We start from the raw sequence: 16298 nt of genomic DNA, 5'->3' as shown, positions 1-16298 counted from the left end.
TCGATATTCGGATTTCGTATTTAAGACCTTGCGTTCCATGCTTAAATCGGCTAAAGTCAACACGTGGCTAAATCAAAAATCGTCTTCGTATGCAAAGAATGCGGCAAGGAAAGCCTGCGCTGGATGGGACAGTGCCCCGCCTGCTCCGCGTGGAACAGCTTTGCCGAACAGACCATCAAGGCGGTGTCCAGCAATCAGATGGCGGCTTCAGCCCCCCTCAGCATCCCCCAGGAACTATCCAAAGTAGAAGTGACAACCGAGGAGCGCTGGGCGGTGGACATCGCCGAGCTTTCCCGCGTGCTGGGCGGCGGGCTGGTCCCCGGTTCGCTGGTGCTCATCGGCGGAGAACCCGGCATAGGCAAATCCACCCTTCTTTTACAGGTGGCCTCTCACTTGGCATCGACAAGAGGTACCGTAGCCTATGTCAGCGGCGAGGAAACGCTGCACCAGACCAGACTCCGAGCCAAACGACTGAGCATATCCGGCGAGCGATTATATCTCCTCGCCGAGACCAACCTCGACAGCATCATCGAGCACCTCGACAGGCTCAAGCCCTGCTTGGCAATCGTGGACTCCATCCAGTCCGTCTTTCTGCCGGAATTGGATACCTCCTCCGGCAGCATCACTCAGGTGCGCGAATGCACCCTCCGGCTTATGCGCTGGGCTAAGCAGACCCAGACGCCCGTTTTCATCACCGGCCACGTCACCAAAGACGGTGCTATCGCCGGGCCGCGCGTGCTGGAGCACATTGTTGATTCCGTGCTCTACTTCGAGGGCGAGCCCTTCAGTTCCTATCGCCTACTGAGGGCTGTCAAAAACCGCTTCGGCTCTACCAACGAGGTGGGCATCTTCGAGATGAAGGAAAAGGGATTGGTAGAGGTGGACAATCCTTCCCAACTCTTTTTATCGCAGCGCCAGGGCGATTCCATCGGCTCAGTAGTCACCGCGACTCTGGAGGGCAGTAGACCCCTGCTTGTTGTTGTGCAGGCGCTGACGAGCTTAACCAGCTTTGGCCTACCCCGCCGCACCGCCAACGGCGTGGATTTTGGCAGGTTGTTGCTCATCACCGCCGTGCTCAGCCGTAGGCTGGGACTCAGGCTGAGCAACCAGGACATCATCGTCAACGTCACCGGCGGCATACAGATAGACGAGCCCGCCGCCGACCTGGCCATTGCCCTCGCTATAGTTTCCAGCTTCAAAGACCAGCCTGTGGATGCCGAGATGGCGGCGGTGGGCGAGGTGGGGCTGTCGGGAGAAATCAGGGCAGTGCCACAGCTCGAAAGACGTTTGGCCGAGGCCGCCCGACTTGGTTTCAAAAAATGCCTTGTTCCGCGCTCCGGCATGCGCAACTTACATGTTACTGACATCGAACCCGTGCCCGTAAGCACCCTGCGCGAGGCGGTGAGGCTGGGGCTGGTGGGGAAAGAGAAAATTCAGGGAGAGGAAAATGGGTAGCCACCCTCACCTTTCATCCTCTCCCCGCAATGGAGAGGAAATGGATTTTGTAGGGGCGAGGCATGCCTCGCCCAAAAAAAAAGTAGGGGCACAGCATGCTGTGCCCGCTTGTCCCCCGGGCGAAGTCGAGCTATAGGAATATGACAGACAATGTTTAAGTCTCAAAAAGTCGGCGCCATAATCGTAGCCGCCGGACGCGGGGAGCGCATGGGGGGCATCGACAAGATATTCGCCCCTCTGGGCGGCACCTCCGTTCTGGAGCGCGTTGCCCGCGTTTTTGAGGATTCCCCCTACATCGACTACTTCGTTATCGTGCTCAATCAGGACAACGTGGCGCGTGGCAAGCACCTGCTCGCCGGCAAAAACCTGTCCAAACTGGCGAAGGTCGTTCCGGGTGGAGTACGCCGTCAGGACTCGGTTGAATCCGGCCTTAAAACCCTGCCGGCCTGCAAGTGGGTGGTCATCCACGACGGCGCCCGCCCTCTGGTCGGGGCGGAACTCATCACCAGGGGACTGGAGGCCGCCCAGGAGACCGGCGCGGCTGTAGCCGCCGTGCCCGTAATCGACACCGTCAAGCTGGTGGATGAAGGCGGTTATGTCAAGGAGACGCTAAACCGCTCGCGCCTGTGGGCCGTGCAGACGCCGCAGGTTTTTCGTTTTGATATAATTAAAGAGGGATATGATAAAGCGTCGGGCGACGTCACCGACGACGCCGCGCTGGTGGAAGCCATCGGAATTCGCGTCAAGCTCTATATGGGTGCTTATGACAATATCAAGTTGACCACGCCGGCCGACTTGAATCTGGTCGAAGCCCTGTGGCTGAGGAAGGAGGGCTAACATGCGTATCGGTCTGGGTTACGACGTCCACCGTCTGGCCCCTGCTGTGCCGCTGGTTTTAGGCGGCGTCAAGATTCCCCACCATCAGGGCCTCATCGGCTGGAGTGACGCCGACGTGCTTACCCACGCCGTCATGGATGCCCTGCTGGGGGCGGCGGCGCTGGGAGACATCGGCAGGCACTTCCCGCCTGGCGACCCGCAGTATAAAGGTGTTTCGAGCCTCATCCTGCTTGGCAAAGTCGGCCAGATGCTCAAGAAGGCAGGTTATAAAGTCGGAAATGTCGATGCTACCATCGTGGCTGAGCAGCCCAAACTCGCCCCGCATATCGACGCCATGCGCGCTGCGATAGCGGGAGCTCTCGGATGCCCGGTTGGCGACATCGGCATTCAGGCCAGCACCTCGGAACAACTGGGCTTCGTGGGCCGCGAGGAGGGCATGGTTGCCTGGGCGATAGCGGCCATTGAGAAAGCGTAAATGAGTTCCCCCCCTTTGGCGAAAGGGGGATTAAAGGGGATTTTCCCCCACCTCTCTTGTGTTACGCAGAGCCACGGCTCCTTGCCCGCCGATGTAGGGGCGAGGCATGCCTCGCCCGCAACAAAACACAACGCGCCATGTCCTCCGGTAAAGACATGACAATTATCTATGTCCTTTTTCGTCTCTGCATGCTAACATATTTCTTCCCCCGTCCCTTAACAAATTAAGAGCCCCTTTATTCGAATCCCATTCGTTTTTCGCAGTGCCTGAAAACACGGAACGAGTACCGAAAACTTCGGTTTGGATACCAATTTCCATGCGTGGGCGCTGGAACGAAAAACCGCTAACGAACATTTCATGCGCGGCGTCAAAAAAACGAATCAAAGCTAAAGGAAAAACCAATCGTCATTTCAAGGAGACGACCCTCGTGCCTGGGTTGTCGCAGACCAAAGCTAAAACTGGATTCAGTCGTTTCCGGAAAAAAAGCCCCCATAAAAAACGAAAACGAATGGCCGTGGCTGCTCCCTTGAAGAATCAGGATGAAAAGCGTGTCATTGCGAGCGAGCGAAGTGAGCGTGGCAATCCCCTTCTTTCCTCTCGCCCCTTGGGGGAGAGATAAGAACTTGTCCTGAGCTTGTCGAAGGAGTGAGGGGTAGTTCCTCAAGGAGGAGGAGTGGCACGCATATCGCCTTTTTCCACCCCATCCTGATATAATAACCTTCAAATGAAAATCACCAGCACCCTCTCCGGCCAAAAAGAGGAGTTCATCCCCCAGGGCGACGAGGTCAAGATGTACGTCTGCGGCATCACGCCGCAGTCCGAGGCGCACATCGGCCATGCCATGAGCTATATCAACTTCGACGCCATCCGCCGCTACCTCAAGTTCCGCGGCTATAAGGTCAAGGCCGTTCAAAATTTCACCGATATCGACGACAAGATAATCAACAAGGCCGCCGCGCTGGGCGTGAGCATCTCCGAGCTGGCCGAGAAGAACATGGCCGAGTTTATGCGCGACATGGACGCCCTCAACGTCAGCCGCATGGATCTGTACCCCCGCGCCACCCAGGAAGTACCCAAGATAATAGAGATAGTGCAGGGGTTAGTGGACAAAGGCTACGCCTATCCCGCCGGGGGCAGCGTTTATTTCCGCGTCACCAAACTGGACGACTACGGCAAACTGGCGCACCGCACGCTCGACCAGATGATGGCCGGAGCGCGCATCGAGCCGGGCGATGAAAAAGAAAACCCCATGGATTTCGTCATGTGGAAGGCGGCCAAACCGGGCGAGCCCGCCTGGGACAGCCCCTGGGGAGAAGGCAGGCCGGGCTGGCACATCGAGTGCAGCGCCATGACGCTCAAATACCTGGGTGAGACGCTGGACATACACGGGGGCGGTGCGGACCTCATCTTCCCGCACCACGAGAACGAAATCGCCCAGTCGGAGGCCTTTACCGGTAAGAAGCCCTTCGTTAAATACTGGATGCACAATGGCCTGCTGCGGCTCGGCGAAGAGAAAATGAGCAAAAGCCTGGGCAACATCATCAGCATCAAGGAGGCTCTGGCGAAGTACTCCAGCGACGCCATCCGCATCTTCGTGCTGGGCTCGCACTACCGCAGCCCGCTGACCTACACGCCAGAAGCGCTGGAGGCAGCGGAAAAAGGCGCCGACAGGCTGCGCCAGGCCCTTGAGTCGAGCACGTCTGGAGGGAAAAAGGGGGACTTCGACCCCATCTCTTACCGCCAGCGCTTCATAGAGGCGATGGACGACGACTTCAATACCCCCCAGGCGCTGGCCTTGCTTTTCGATATGATACGCGAGCTAAACCGCCTGCGGGATGAGGGTTATGATGTCTCCGCCGGACAGGAGCTGCTCAAAGAGCTTGGCGGGGTGCTGGGGTTGAGTTTATCGAAATCCGAACTGGCTGGATTCGTGCCGAAACCTTCGCCGGAGACAGCCAGCCAGACCATAACCGAAGCTGCTTGGACTAAATTCGAGAACCTTCTTCCAGAAATTGAGTCCGGGCTTCACGACTCTGATATCAATGATGAGGAAATAACGGAGAACATAAGCGGGACTATAACGGCTCGCCATCTGCTTCGTAACGCTAAGCAATACCAGCAGGCTGACGATATTCGCAAGCGACTGGAGTCCATAGGCATCATTATTGAGGATGCCGTCGGCGGCACAGCGTGGAAGGTCAAGCGCTAGCTATTTGGCTGGCTTGAGAAAGAACCCCAGTAAAGCCCCCACGACAATGAGGCCGGCCCCCGCTCCTACAGCGCTCCACATGATTTGGCTGACCGTCGTTACCTGGCCGGGTACGATGGACGTGTTTTTCTGGTAGAGAAATCCCCACAGGAGGGTAAGCGTCCCCGCTCCAACCAGAAAAACGATAATCAATTCTTTAAGTGCCTTGGTCATCTGAGGCTTACCTCCTTGACGGGATTGCCAACAAAAGTATAGGACATCGGCGAGCCGCATTCAACTATCCGTGACGCTTCAGGGCATCAGGCTTTGATGCAATCAACCTTGCAAGCCAGGCCAATTTGTGTTAAATTTAGTTCTGTCTTTTGGGGCCGTAGTTCACTCGGGAGAACGTTTGACTGGCAGTCAAAAGGTAGGGGGTTCGAATCCCCCCGGCTCCACCAAAGGTAACCATAGGCAGAACTGTTGCTGACCTATTCTCTCCGTTGGACGGAATTGGCAGATTGTAAAAGATGGATGCCTGGTCTCCATCCACCTCAACTCGTTTGATAAACGAGCGGAGGAAAGCCTTACTCTCGGCGATGTTGGCTTGTTCGAGAAGTATCTTCAGGTCCTCAGCGTAGGATTGAATGGTTTTAGCATCCACTTGCTTCACTCCCTGGGCAACTCCTTCAACCTCCGTTTCCAGTCTTTTCTTGCTTATTTCATCTTGGCGCAGGCGCAACTCTCTAATTCGTGGAGCTAAGTCTTCCAAGCTAATCCTCCCCGTTTCGAGAGCATCGTACAGCTTTGATAATCTAGTTCTAACATCATTCAACTCGGCATCGAAGGCATCTAGCCTGTCTCGGAGCACATCATGGCTTGAATCAAGCTCCTGGTTCACAAGTTCAACCAATTTCTCCAACGACTCCTGATCTAGTATCTTGTTCTTGACCTGGTCGATAACCAGTTGCTCTAGCTTGTCCTTGGGAAGGGCTCTGGCACCACAAGCATCATTCCCCTTCTTTAAACCTTCGTTGCACATGTAGTAGTAGTACTGGTGGGACTTGGCACTGCGGCCGATCATGGCGTGGCCACAAGAACAGAAGAGAAACCCACTCAATAGATAGAAGCTGGGTACAGTTCGGGGATGAGTGGTATTAGGCCTTTTAAGCGTCATCCTTCTCTGAAGCTCAATAAAAGTCTCTTTGTCGATGATGGCTGGCCATGCATTCTCGACCCTCACCGGACGGCAGCTGCCTTTGGCCGCTAAGTGCCCTACACGGTCACCCCAGACAAGGGTGCCACAGTATGCCTCATTGGTCAGCACCTTATATACCGTTGTTTTGCCCCAGAGTTGCCCGGTAGAGGTCTTGATGCCCTCGCGATTGAGAGCTTTAGCGATTTCCTTACAGCCTATGTCTTTCATAGCCATGCCAAACATGCGTCGAACTGTCTGTACCGATTCAGCATCCTCTTTGTCAGGTTCTAACTTATTTCTCGTCTTAGCACCGTCCTGAAAGGGCACCCGGCGTAGGCCATAGGGCGGTCTTGAACCGTTGAAGAAACCCCGCTGGGCATTCTCCCTCATACCGCGCATGATGTCCTGGCCCATATTCGAAGAGTAAAACTCATCAATCGACTCGATGATACCTTCCAGAAGATGCCCGGTCGGTGAATCATCCACGGGCTCGTTTATGGAGATGACCGTGATACCCTGTTTCTTTAGGAGCATTTTGTAGGTTACAGAATCAGCCCTACTCCTAGCAAAGCGGTTCAGCTTCCAGACAAGGATGGCTTCAAAGGGTAGGTGTTTGGCTCTAGCGAAGGCGATCATCTCTTTAAAGGCCGGACGGTCGGTAGAGCGCCCACTCTCCGCCTCATCCACAAACTCTTGGGCTACCTCATAGCCGTTCTTTTGCGCATATTCCCTTAAGGCCCGTAGCTGGGCCGAAAGGGATAATACCGTATCCTGGGCGTCAGATGATACCCTAGCGTACAAAGCTGCCTTCATTTCATTCCTCCTCGTTCACTTACCCTGCATTCCCTATCCCCTGGTTCACTAGGTTCCGATGCGTTCACAGACGGAGCAAGTTCCCGGTAATAAGCCAAGCGCCAGATAATCAGAAATTACATCTTTTAGGGGTGGAGCAAGTTTCTCAAGCGTTCTATAGGCTGTAATTACCGCTTCCAGCTCTGGCGCCTTCTTGAGCTCTTGATAAGCTTGAAGAATAAGAGAACGGTACTTATCCTCATTACCTTGAAGTTCAGCCATGATGGTCCCCACATCCAACACCACCCAGTGGCGGCTATTATCGGCATGGATCCTCTCGCATAGCTCCGCGTCACTTTTTCCGGAGATAGCAAAGCTTAGGGCATACTTGTATAAAACATGACAGGCATTATAGCTGTAGACAAAAGGCGGCTCTTTGGCTTGAGAATCCGCCAGCACGGGCAGACCCGTCTTCTCCCTAATGAGGGAGATGGTCTTATACTGAAGCTCCAGGCGGGTAAGCATATGCTCGGTGTAAGATTCATTCCATAGGGCAATGGCTCGCCAGAGGCGATTATTCCTGAGGTGCTGCCTAAGCATAGAGGGTTTACCTTCGTCCTCCGTAGGCCTTCCCTTCTTAAAGCGTTCTCTGGCCTCTTTCTTCTCTAAGAAAACAGAGTTCTCTTCTTGAGGGTACCAGGAGAGGGGCTCCAATTCAACGGACGGGAGCTCAAAGGAGCGTTCAAGTATATTGAGATATTCCAATAGTCTTTCCTGGTGCTTCTTGAGAGCATCCCGGATAAGACCGATGCGGGCTTCCCTAGATTCTTGCTCGCGTCTTGCTTGGATTATTCCCGATTTTATGGTACGGAGGTCCTTTTTGTAGTAGTTAGCAATATAAGACTCGGATTTACCTTTCTCGGAAAGGCTGAGCCATTTCGCCCGGTCATCGGCACTGTATTTACGAGGCATAAAATTCCTCTTTCTCTTGCCATTTCAGATTTATGCTGGCTTGTTTATATGCATTATATTGCTATTTAATGCTTTTGTCAATAGGTAATATACAATATTTATTGTTGTGCAATCTTGGCGGGAGCGTGTTAACCTGATAGCGTGCAGGATAGCAAGGCGAGAGAAGAGAATAGAGGGCCTGAGAGCGAGGAGTTCAATGCGGGCTTAAAGATACTTGCCGGTATCATCGCCGAGGCCTACCTGAGAGATAATAAGCGGCTTAAAGATAAAACCGGTAAAACAAGTCGCAGAGATGATGAGCATGAAAGCCTACCTTGAAATAGCAGACGTGACGAAGCTTACAGAAGCAGCGGGCAACACCAGGGATAAACTCCTTATCCGCCTCTTATTCCATCTGGGTTGCCGGGTAAGCGAAGCCTTATCCATTGAGATAAAGGATATCGACTTTACATCAGGCACGGTGACCATCAGGCACTTAAAGTGCCGAAGCCGCCTCTTCTGTCCTTCTTGTAAGACCAGATTGGGGAGAGCGCATCAATACTGCCCTAAGTGTGGAAAGATGGTTACAGAGGCGGAGAAGGTAAAGCAGGAAGAAAAGCGGTACCGGGTGGTTCCTCTTGATGGTGAGACACTCAATCTTTTTAAAAAGTATGTAAAAAAGGGCGGTTTGGTAATTAAGAACGATAAGGAACTCCTTTTTGGTATTAACCGAGGCCGGGCCTGGCAGATCGTTAAAGAATGCGCCGAAAGAGCGGGTTTTCCTCAGCTCTTAAATCCCACCACCGGGAAGATGCACCATGTCAGCCCTCACAAATTGAGAGATGCCTTTGCCGTAAATGCCGTAAAGCACGACGACTCGGGAGATGGGCTCAGGATGCTCCAAGAGCATTTAGGTCACCAGAGCTTCAACACTACCGCCCGCTACCGCAAGGTCGCAGGGGAAGAACTCAAACGCTGGTACGACGGGTTATGGGAGGAACATGACACGGGAGCTCATAAGGCCTAGACGTGGTGGTTTCCTCCGGCCTTTCGGTTGCGCCTGGTTTATCAGGGAGTACCTGGCGGGAAACGGCCCTTACGCCTCAAAGGCGATAGACTCGTCCACCGGAGCCTGCCAAGCGGATATTTTCTATGACTACAAGATGGCGCTCATCAGAGAAACGGCTATGGATAGAGCCATCAGGAATGAAGAAAAGCAGGCCAAGAAAGAAAAGCGGCCTATTAATCCCGAAAACATACAGACGCTCGCGGACCGCTATGCTCACCGCATGCCTTACAAGTCCCACGGCTGCCGCTATCATTCCTTTGTGGTCTACTTCTCCATGCTGCAAAGATTGGGTTGGGTAGAGGCCACAGGGCGTGAAGAGCCGTCTGCCTTCCAGGATAACTATCCCTCAGGCCAGCCCCGAAAGTATTTTAGGCTGACTGCCGCAGGCATAGCCGCCCCGGGCTTCTCCTGGGCTAATCCCCAACGAAGTCTATAATTTAACCTGCAACCCCCCAACCCCCTAACCGTGCCTTCAGCCCCTTTCTGAGACTTCATGGCGCCTGTACGAGCTTTCGAAGACACTGAGACAAGGTAATCACTCTCCCCTCTTACCATTGCACAATTCCATCGGCCATTAAACGTAAAGTGCAGTCACTCTGCCCCTGGCAAGCGCTGTAGTTGTACCTCGGCCATTAGACCTCTGTAATGGCACTACGCTTTGTGTGATTTAGCCCCTTTTAGCCTCAAGGCATTTTCTTATCTTCCCAAAGCTAGGAACTGCCGACCACGTAAATGTAGGTTCATTCTGATCATGTACAATCGCTCCTTTTGTTACATGCTATAGGTAGATTGTTGCACCTTAAAAACTGAATATCGAAGCTATTTCCTATTGGATTTAACATTTCTAAATCAAAATAAAAAATGGAGCGAAAAAATGTTAAATTCAAAAATGGTCAAGGTAACTTTAAGGGATATAGCCAAAATGCTGGTTAAAAACATGCCCATTGAAGGACAAGATTTTACCAGTAAAATCGAGGCCTATATCTCAATACTCAAAAAGCTGGACAAGTCCTCAAAAATGGCTTTAACGGCGGCCTATGTATTCTCCAGCAAGTGCCCGAAAGCAGAACGCGAGGATTTATTCCAGGAATTGGTCACCAGATGTTATGAGGCTAATCCCCAATCTGAAATCAATGCCTATTCGATAGCTCGTTGCGATTGGAAAAACTGGCTTGACTCATGGTATAGAGAACACAAGACAACACTTCAAAGCTATGACATCTCCATTCAAGATGATGATGGCAACGAAATTCGAGCTTCAGAATTGCTGGTCGGGGATTGCGAGTTTGAGGCCCGTGAATGCTCAAATATTGACGCCTCGAATATCTGGCAGAAGCTGCCAGATAATATTAAGCCACTCGTGGCTAAAAGACTATCTGGCAAGGCGCTGACTAACATTGAGCGCAAGGCAATCTACAATTTCACTAGAACACCGAAAGCTAAATCTATTTTAGCTTTAGCGCAAAGCTGCTAGAACGAAAGTTAAATCCAATCGGAATAGCCATAATGTAATTGAATAATGGCTAGCTTTAAAGCTAGCCATTATTCTTTTTCCTATCTAGAACGAAATTCCAAAGCATTCGGAATAGCCATAGTGTAAGGGTTGAAGCTACAAGCTAGCTTCGCTCTTAATTCAAATAAGAGAATAGCAAGTCGGCAATGGCCTCTATTCTCCCACGTTCTCAATCTGGGGAGCCTGCTCCCCATTTAAGAGATACCGCGCTCACCCTAGCCTTAAGGTTAAGGCCGAAAACGAGCATGCGCCCTCCCGGGCTGGTCTCAGGACGGGGCACGCATGCCTTCACGCTAAGGCTTTAACACACCGCTAGACCGAACCCGCGCTACCGGCTGAACTACGGCTCAAGGTGTTCACGGACAACGGCGGCATGGGGATAAGGCGCTCAAGCCCGTAGCCTATCACCGCTGATGGTTGCCATAAGGCATGAATGCGGTGGGAACCGCAGCCCTAAATCTGCGGTCCAGGCCCTGGGGGACTAATACCCAGGGACCACTGCCGGTGGTGGTAAAAGACCGGGGACGGGGATAACTGTGCCACCATGCCTTAGTTGGTGGGTCGGTTCTTTTACCGTAGCGCATAGCACGGCTGTGGTGGCTTACCCCACTCTCAAGAGTACGAGGGACAGCCAGCGTTTGCGCCAGGTGTAATCTACCTGCACCCTCGCTAGAGGCTCTGCGGGCTTAGTTCGGGTTACGTCCGGCGTTGCTGGTCGAGGCAGTAAGCAAGCCTTTTGCCCTTAACCGACTATGCGAGTATTCGAGCGTTAAACACGCATCGGGTAATCGTATTCTAAACCTCCAATTTTGTTTAGGCATGGCACAGTGCCCCTGTCATGACCAGGGGTAAATTCGTGCCTTTTGGCATGATGACTGCCCTCAAGCCTCCCCGGTTTGAGGGCGGGGATGATGTCAAAAAGTAAATAAGGGGGTGACCTATGACCAAACCGAAGGTTAAATGTCCTATCTGCGATGTACGGCCCATCAACGGCAACGGCAATTATTGCAAGGTTTGCTTCGAGAAAATTCAATCCGATAGGAGCAAAGCTAAGACCGAGCCTTCGAAATTCCTGACCTATAAGGGCTTCGTGGTCGGCTTGGTCAAGTCTCCGTTCGACAGCCGCCTTCACCCTATCCAGCTCAAGCGTGACCCCACCAAGCTACCCAAAGCTAAAACCATCAATCTGGACACCTATTGCGACGGCTTCAGCCGTGACCAGATCAAGGAGTTCAAAAAGTGCGTCCTGCGGACAGTAGGCGCATAAGAAGGGGGATTACATGGCAGTTATTACGAACAAAAAGGAAAACAAGGTCAAGGCTCCCTGCCCTCGCTCACCGGTCAAGCAGCTCATCATCCTGAACGCATGGGAGAAACAGACTAGCACCGGCAAGGCCTCCATCTTCGGCCAGGCCCGGGACGAGACCGGCCAGAAGTATCAGATCGTCTGCGCCGTCAAGATCGCCGGATAGGTTAGACGAATAGAGGCCTGCGAAAAAAAACTCGCAGGCCTCATTTTGTTTAGAGGGGGTGATTAATACCCCAATCAAAAATCGAAGGAGAGGAAAGCATGAAACTAACAGTAAACCGTCTCAAGCTGCTGGGTCTCCTGGGGGACATAAACAAGGTCGTCCCGAGTAGACCGACCTTGCCTATTTGGTCTTGCACCCTTTTTCAGGCCAAAGAGGGATACCTAATGGTGGCCGGCACTGACCTGGACACCGCGCTGGTGCGGCGGGTGAAGGCTAAAATCATAAGGCCAGGCGAGGCGCTATGCCAGACGAAAAAGCTGGTGGCCTTCCTGAAGGCCCTGGCTATCGAAAGCGTCGTTATCAGTCTGGTGGCCAAGCAGGTAAAGGTAGAGGCCGGAAAAGTGTCGACCGATCTTCAGGCCTGGAACGTCAGGGACTATCCGCCCTTGCCTAGGCGGATAATGAGCCGGGCGGCTACGGTGGCCGGTCTTTCACCCGCTCTGGGCCATGTGGCTTATGCCGCTACTAAGGAGGATTACAGGCCGGTTCTAGCCGGGGTTTACATGGACGGCAACCGCCTGGTGGCCGCCGACGGCTTCCGTCTGGCTCAGGCCACGCTTAAAGCTAGCGGCAAACTGCCGGAAGCCATAATCCAGAACCGGGCCTGCCAGATTATCCGGGATATCTTCCCCGGCAAGGTTAAGGTTAACGCACGCATTGTGAAAACTGGCGGTAACGCCAACACGCTAGTCCAGTTTGAGGACGCCGAGCGTCTCTTAATAACAAGGGCCGTCCAGGGAAACTACCCAGATTGGGAAAAGCTCATTCCTACAAATGGCAGGGTAGTCAGTTTTGATAATGCAGATATGAAATCAGCCCTGAGGTTAATTCAGGTTTGTAACCCCGATAATCATCCTATCCGCCTGTTCAGTAGGGGCGCAAAGCTCACCCTGTATACCGTGGATGATGATTGCTGGACCAGGGCGGAAATACCGGTGAAGGGTAAGGTAAAGGTGGCGGTCAATCCGAAATATCTGGCCGACATCATGAACCAGTTGCCGGACGGCCGGGTGGTCTTGCGCTGGAAGGAAGGAAACAAACCTCTTGTCTTCAAGTCAAAGGGGGAGGCGCATGTCGTCATGCCGATGTTTGTGGCGGAATGGGCGGAGAAGACGCCGGAAACGTCGTCCACTCCCTCTCAGTCCAACGATACCGCGGCTGCTGTGGCCGAAGCGGAAAGGATAACCGCCGAGACCCACCAGGGGGCTGAAACAACAGTCGCAGTCTAAAGACACTTATAGCCCTGAACGATTTTCTCTGCTCGTCGGAATAGCCTTGGTAGGGGCCATCGGGTTTCCCGCTGGCCCCTATTGGTTAAATCTGATTAAAGGAGGTGTCAATGACCAAAAGCTGGCAAGACAAGCTCAAGCAGTGGCGCAAGCAGCATGAGGATAAGTACGCCCGTGTGTTGCTCAACGCACCGGTGGAGACCACCATGCTGAAGTTCGTGCCCTATCCCGGCGTCATCCTGCTGATGGGCGAAAGGGGTATGGGCAAGAGCGTGGAAGCCCACGCTATCGCTGAGACATTGCACAAAACGCACAAGGCCCCGGCGGTGCTTCATCTGCCCAACGTACCGGAGAAAGCACGTAAAAAGCTGCAGGCCCTGATGCCGGGATGGATGAAGATAGTCGAACGGCGCGAACAGTGGCCCAAGGGAGGCGTGATAATCTACGATGAAGCGGCCCAATCGGCCCATGCCCGCCGAACTCAGTCCTCCGGCGCCATTGAACTGGATAACCTCATCGCCATATCCCGCCAGCGCCACCAGACCATAGTATTCATCTCTCACCATTCGAGGAAACTCGATATCGGGATTGTGCACGAGGTGGACCAGATACACTGGAAGCAGCCCACCTATGCCCATCAGCTGTTCGAGCGGGAGGAAATAGCCGACTTCTCCATGCGGGCCTTTGACTTCTTCCAGGAACTAAGAGGCGGCAGACCCTGGAAAGAATGCTCCGAGAGACTCAAGAAGCTGGCCAAGAGCACCACCATTGCCCTCGACATGAGTGACTTCCGCTTCGTGACCTTCAGGAACAAGCCGCCAGCCTACTGGAACGAGGAGCTATCCTGCCTTTTCCAGGACCTGTCAAGCAAAGAATCCTTAAAGAAGGAGGTGGTCAAAAGCTAAACCTCATCAAATCAGTAAGTACCTTCGCAACAAAAAAGGAAAGGAGAAAATATGAATCGAGATGAAGCACTCAAGAAAGTTGAATCCGTCTGCAATCTTAAAACCAGGGTCATCACCGCCACTCCCAAAACGAAGCTGTTCCTCGAGCCCGATATCGTCTGGCTCAAGCCGGGCAATGGCGGGCATCAGTTGGAAGTGACTGACAAAGGCATCGAGCAGCTCTCAGCCTTTGCCCATATCCCAGACTCTTACCGCAAAGACCTTACACCCAACACCTACGCCTCGCTAACCGGCGAGCTCCTGCAGAAGAAAGGCTCTTTCACCATCATAATGCAGGATAGCAGGGTGACAGGCTTTGCCAAAGCTGAGGAATACCGCTATATCGACCCGGAGAAGGTGATGAAGGCCTTGGAGCGCCTTATCCCCGGGGCCGATTTCGACCGCGTGATCCCCTACGACGACAAATTCGCCGTCATGGTGGATGTGGTAACCGAACGGCGCCAGGAGGTGGTGGTAGGTGACCCGGCCTCAGCCGGCGCCACCATCCTCTTCTCGCCCATCAACATCGTCATTCCCTCGGTGACCAGCTACATCAAGCGATGGTTCTGCTTGAACGGTGCCTCCAGCTTTGAGAAGCTGGCCGAATTCAAAGGAAGTGGCGGCGGTGACGGCGGCTTCTTACCATGGTTTAACTCATCGGTTAAGAAGGCTTACCGGGGAGTAGATCGTATCCTGAACCAGTGGCGGGAGATGACCCGCCAACCTATCTCTCCAGCCGACCGCGCCGGATTGCTGGCGGCTCTCCTGAAAGAAGCGCGGATCTCCGGTGATGTGGCCCAGGCCATCGAAGAGCACGCTCTTGAAGAACCACCCGAAACCGCTTATGATTTATACAATCTGATTACCTGGGGCGCTAGTCACATACTCACCAACCCGATGGCAATACTCCAGGCTCGCCGAGCGGCAGACAGCTTCTCCCATGAGAAGATCCATAGAAGGCTGTGCCCGGTGTGCCGGGTCAGATCCCAGGTAGCGCTGCCTCCCCCGCAGGCAACTGCGGGTTAAAGGTAGGTTCCGGCCCGGAGTTTGGGTCGCTCCATTTCTCCGGGCCGGGCTAACTATTCGATGCCTACCCACAAGTAGAAACATTTCAAGAGAAAACACGAGGTCAGGACACCTACCAGCGTTTTTTAACTCAAGAAGGAGGGGGATTTTATTCTTGATAAATTATGCAAGACTATCTTCTTGCGGCCTTCCTGTGCAGTTTTCTTCTTGTGAAGTATTTTACAATTTGCAGTGCAGTCCAAAATCGTAGCCGATTTTAGGAAAGACTGCAGTTTTACTGCAACTGCAAATATACGTAGATTTTATTGGAATAGCTCCATATTCTAAGAGGAATAATATGAGAAAGGCACAACAGCCAAGCTCAGGAAAAACCGATAATGGGAGAAGCCAGATACGGAGAAAAGTAAATCCAAGCCGGACAGATAAGGAAACCCTGGAAATCCACGCCAGGTAGCTATGGCAGTATAGAAAACTAAAGCTAAAAAGTATTTTTCAAGAAGTATCCGATAAAATCCCATCCAAATCAGCCGCTAAAATTGATCCCGCTAAAACGATAGCCGAGATACTTGTAATAATCCCAGCGCTTTATTAACTACGGAAAGAGGACCGGTATGATGATGAAACAGACAAATCGGGAAAGCCCCGTAACGCCGGTAGCACAGAAGGCGGAGAGCCTGTGGCGGTCAATAGAAAGGATTCAAAGACAGGTCAAGATGATAGAGGCAACCGGCCCCCAACGCCACCTCGTCATACTCCTGCGTCGCGAGGCCTGGATAAACCTCAAGCGTAGCTGGGAGTTGTTCTGGGCGGTGCGTAAGTTGAAATCCGGGCCGGAAAATGAACGAAATGCTGAGCACAAACCGTAAGTCCGCTACGAGAATCCTTTATCGAACAGCTCGAATGCTTGCTCTATCTTAGCCAAGACTAATCTCCTGTATTCTCTTAAACAAGAGAGTAGTCTTGCTTTTCTCTTAACTAAGAGAGATAGTCTTGGAGTGAACCCCTGAGACTGGACGCTTGAGGTTTGGTGGGTTTGGCAGGATCGAGTGTCCTATAATAAGGGCAAGAAAGGGACCTGCCATGAGAAGC

At 52.9% G+C, this 16298-nt stretch carries 16 protein-coding genes, 1 tRNA gene and 2 pseudogenes; 14 read left to right on the top strand and 5 right to left on the bottom strand.

The genetic code is table 11. The features are described 5' to 3' along the window. The first annotated feature begins 63 nt into the window (after nt 1-63). From radA to C4542_09095, 3 genes are all read left to right on the top strand, one after another. Nucleotides 64-1455 carry a DNA repair protein RadA gene (radA, locus tag C4542_09105; protein RJO60444.1) on the top strand — a complete coding sequence of 464 codons (1392 nt, stop codon included), beginning with the start codon at nt 64-66 and terminating at the stop codon, nt 1453-1455. A 150-nt stretch (nt 1456-1605) separates the two neighbouring features. Further along, complete coding sequence (gene ispD / locus C4542_09100) at nt 1606-2292, top strand: 2-C-methyl-D-erythritol 4-phosphate cytidylyltransferase (GenBank protein ID RJO60443.1); 687 nt, start codon at nt 1606-1608, stop codon at nt 2290-2292. Nucleotide 2293: 1 nt separating this feature from the next. Continuing rightward, nucleotides 2294-2767, top strand: coding sequence for a 2-C-methyl-D-erythritol 2,4-cyclodiphosphate synthase (locus C4542_09095; GenBank protein ID RJO60442.1), 474 nt, complete (start codon nt 2294-2296; stop codon nt 2765-2767). A gap of 367 nt (nt 2768-3134) precedes the next feature. Here C4542_09095 and C4542_09090 read toward each other — a convergent pair whose 3' ends face one another. Further along, nucleotides 3135-3431 carry a hypothetical protein gene (locus tag C4542_09090; GenBank protein RJO60441.1) on the bottom strand — a complete coding sequence of 99 codons (297 nt, stop codon included), beginning with the start codon at nt 3429-3431 and terminating at the stop codon, nt 3135-3137. A 60-nt stretch (nt 3432-3491) separates the two neighbouring features. On the opposite strand from C4542_09090, the gene C4542_09085 reads away from it, so the two are divergent. Continuing rightward, complete coding sequence (locus C4542_09085) at nt 3492-4976, top strand: cysteine--tRNA ligase (protein RJO60440.1); 1485 nt, start codon at nt 3492-3494, stop codon at nt 4974-4976. Here the strand turns inward: C4542_09085 and C4542_09080 are convergent, their stop codons facing one another. Continuing rightward, nucleotides 4977-5189 carry a hypothetical protein gene (locus C4542_09080; protein ID RJO60439.1) on the bottom strand — a complete coding sequence of 71 codons (213 nt, stop codon included), beginning with the start codon at nt 5187-5189 and terminating at the stop codon, nt 4977-4979. It abuts the gene before it with no gap. A gap of 151 nt (nt 5190-5340) precedes the next feature. On the opposite strand from C4542_09080, the gene C4542_09075 reads away from it, so the two are divergent. Next, nucleotides 5341-5416: transfer RNA gene (locus C4542_09075), tRNA-Ala, on the top strand. Nucleotides 5417-5901: 485 nt separating this feature from the next. On the opposite strand, the pseudogene C4542_09070 reads toward C4542_09075, so the two are convergent. The 3 genes and pseudogenes from C4542_09070 to C4542_09060 form a co-directional block, all read right to left on the bottom strand. Continuing rightward, nucleotides 5902-6132, bottom strand: a pseudogene (locus tag C4542_09070) (recombinase family protein). Nucleotides 6133-6519: 387 nt separating this feature from the next. Continuing rightward, nucleotides 6520-6966 (bottom strand): annotated as a pseudogene (locus tag C4542_09065) (recombinase family protein). Nucleotides 6967-7014: 48 nt separating this feature from the next. Continuing rightward, on the bottom strand, nt 7015-7917 hold the full coding sequence (locus C4542_09060; protein RJO60438.1) for a hypothetical protein: 903 nt from the start codon (nt 7915-7917) through the stop codon (nt 7015-7017). 301 nt (nt 7918-8218) lie between these two features. Here C4542_09060 and C4542_09055 point away from each other — a divergent pair, with 301 nt between their 5' ends. From C4542_09055 to C4542_09015, 9 genes are all read left to right on the top strand, one after another. Further along, the gene (locus C4542_09055; GenBank protein RJO60437.1) at nt 8219-8923 is read left to right on the top strand and encodes an integrase; all 705 of its coding nucleotides are present in this window, start codon (nt 8219-8221) and stop codon (nt 8921-8923) included. Then, on the top strand, nt 8898-9401 hold the full coding sequence (locus C4542_09050; protein RJO60436.1) for a hypothetical protein: 504 nt from the start codon (nt 8898-8900) through the stop codon (nt 9399-9401). Before C4542_09055 ends, C4542_09050 begins: the two co-directional genes overlap by 26 nt. 438 nt (nt 9402-9839) lie before the next feature. After that, the gene (locus tag C4542_09045) at nt 9840-10439 is read left to right on the top strand and encodes a hypothetical protein (protein ID RJO60435.1); all 600 of its coding nucleotides are present in this window, start codon (nt 9840-9842) and stop codon (nt 10437-10439) included. Nucleotides 10440-11418: 979 nt separating this feature from the next. After that, entirely contained in the window at nt 11419-11745 is a 327-nt protein-coding gene (locus tag C4542_09040) for a hypothetical protein (protein ID RJO60434.1), read from the top strand. Between the two features lie 13 nt (nt 11746-11758). Further along, the gene (locus tag C4542_09035) at nt 11759-11950 is read left to right on the top strand and encodes a hypothetical protein (GenBank protein ID RJO60433.1); all 192 of its coding nucleotides are present in this window, start codon (nt 11759-11761) and stop codon (nt 11948-11950) included. Between the two features lie 98 nt (nt 11951-12048). Then, on the top strand, nt 12049-13239 hold the full coding sequence (locus C4542_09030; protein ID RJO60432.1) for a hypothetical protein: 1191 nt from the start codon (nt 12049-12051) through the stop codon (nt 13237-13239). Nucleotides 13240-13349: 110 nt separating this feature from the next. After that, nucleotides 13350-14144, top strand: a complete 795-nt coding sequence (locus tag C4542_09025) for a hypothetical protein (GenBank protein RJO60431.1) — start codon at nt 13350-13352, stop codon at nt 14142-14144. A 51-nt stretch (nt 14145-14195) separates the two neighbouring features. Then, nucleotides 14196-15209, top strand: coding sequence for a hypothetical protein (locus tag C4542_09020; GenBank protein RJO60430.1), 1014 nt, complete (start codon nt 14196-14198; stop codon nt 15207-15209). A gap of 611 nt (nt 15210-15820) precedes the next feature. After that, nucleotides 15821-16075: a hypothetical protein gene (locus C4542_09015; GenBank protein ID RJO60429.1), complete on the top strand. Its 255-nt coding sequence runs from the start codon at nt 15821-15823 to the stop codon at nt 16073-16075. Nucleotides 16076-16298: the final 223 nt, after the last annotated feature.

It is taken from the genome of Dehalococcoidia bacterium, assembly GCA_003597995.1.
Lineage (GTDB): Bacteria > Chloroflexota > Dehalococcoidia > Dehalococcoidales > UBA1222 > SURF-27.
Note: the sequence above shows the minus strand (reverse complement) of the source record. Positions and strands in the feature narration are given on the sequence as shown.

Coding starts and splice junctions, on each gene's coding strand:
- ispD (RJO60443.1), top strand. CDS start 1,606: ATGTTTAAGTCTCAAAAAGTCGGCGCCATAATCGTAGCCGCCGGACGC.
- C4542_09095 (RJO60442.1), top strand. CDS start 2,294: ATGCGTATCGGTCTGGGTTACGACGTCCACCGTCTGGCCCCTGCTGTG.
- C4542_09085 (RJO60440.1), top strand. CDS start 3,492: ATGAAAATCACCAGCACCCTCTCCGGCCAAAAAGAGGAGTTCATCCCC.
- C4542_09080 (RJO60439.1), bottom strand. CDS start 5,189: ATGACCAAGGCACTTAAAGAATTGATTATCGTTTTTCTGGTTGGAGCG.
- C4542_09060 (RJO60438.1), bottom strand. CDS start 7,917: ATGCCTCGTAAATACAGTGCCGATGACCGGGCGAAATGGCTCAGCCTT.
- C4542_09055 (RJO60437.1), top strand. CDS start 8,219: ATGAAAGCCTACCTTGAAATAGCAGACGTGACGAAGCTTACAGAAGCA.
- C4542_09050 (RJO60436.1), top strand. CDS start 8,898: ATGACACGGGAGCTCATAAGGCCTAGACGTGGTGGTTTCCTCCGGCCT.
- C4542_09045 (RJO60435.1), top strand. CDS start 9,840: ATGTTAAATTCAAAAATGGTCAAGGTAACTTTAAGGGATATAGCCAAA.
- C4542_09040 (RJO60434.1), top strand. CDS start 11,419: ATGACCAAACCGAAGGTTAAATGTCCTATCTGCGATGTACGGCCCATC.
- C4542_09035 (RJO60433.1), top strand. CDS start 11,759: ATGGCAGTTATTACGAACAAAAAGGAAAACAAGGTCAAGGCTCCCTGC.
- C4542_09030 (RJO60432.1), top strand. CDS start 12,049: ATGAAACTAACAGTAAACCGTCTCAAGCTGCTGGGTCTCCTGGGGGAC.
- C4542_09025 (RJO60431.1), top strand. CDS start 13,350: ATGACCAAAAGCTGGCAAGACAAGCTCAAGCAGTGGCGCAAGCAGCAT.
- C4542_09020 (RJO60430.1), top strand. CDS start 14,196: ATGAATCGAGATGAAGCACTCAAGAAAGTTGAATCCGTCTGCAATCTT.
- C4542_09015 (RJO60429.1), top strand. CDS start 15,821: ATGATGATGAAACAGACAAATCGGGAAAGCCCCGTAACGCCGGTAGCA.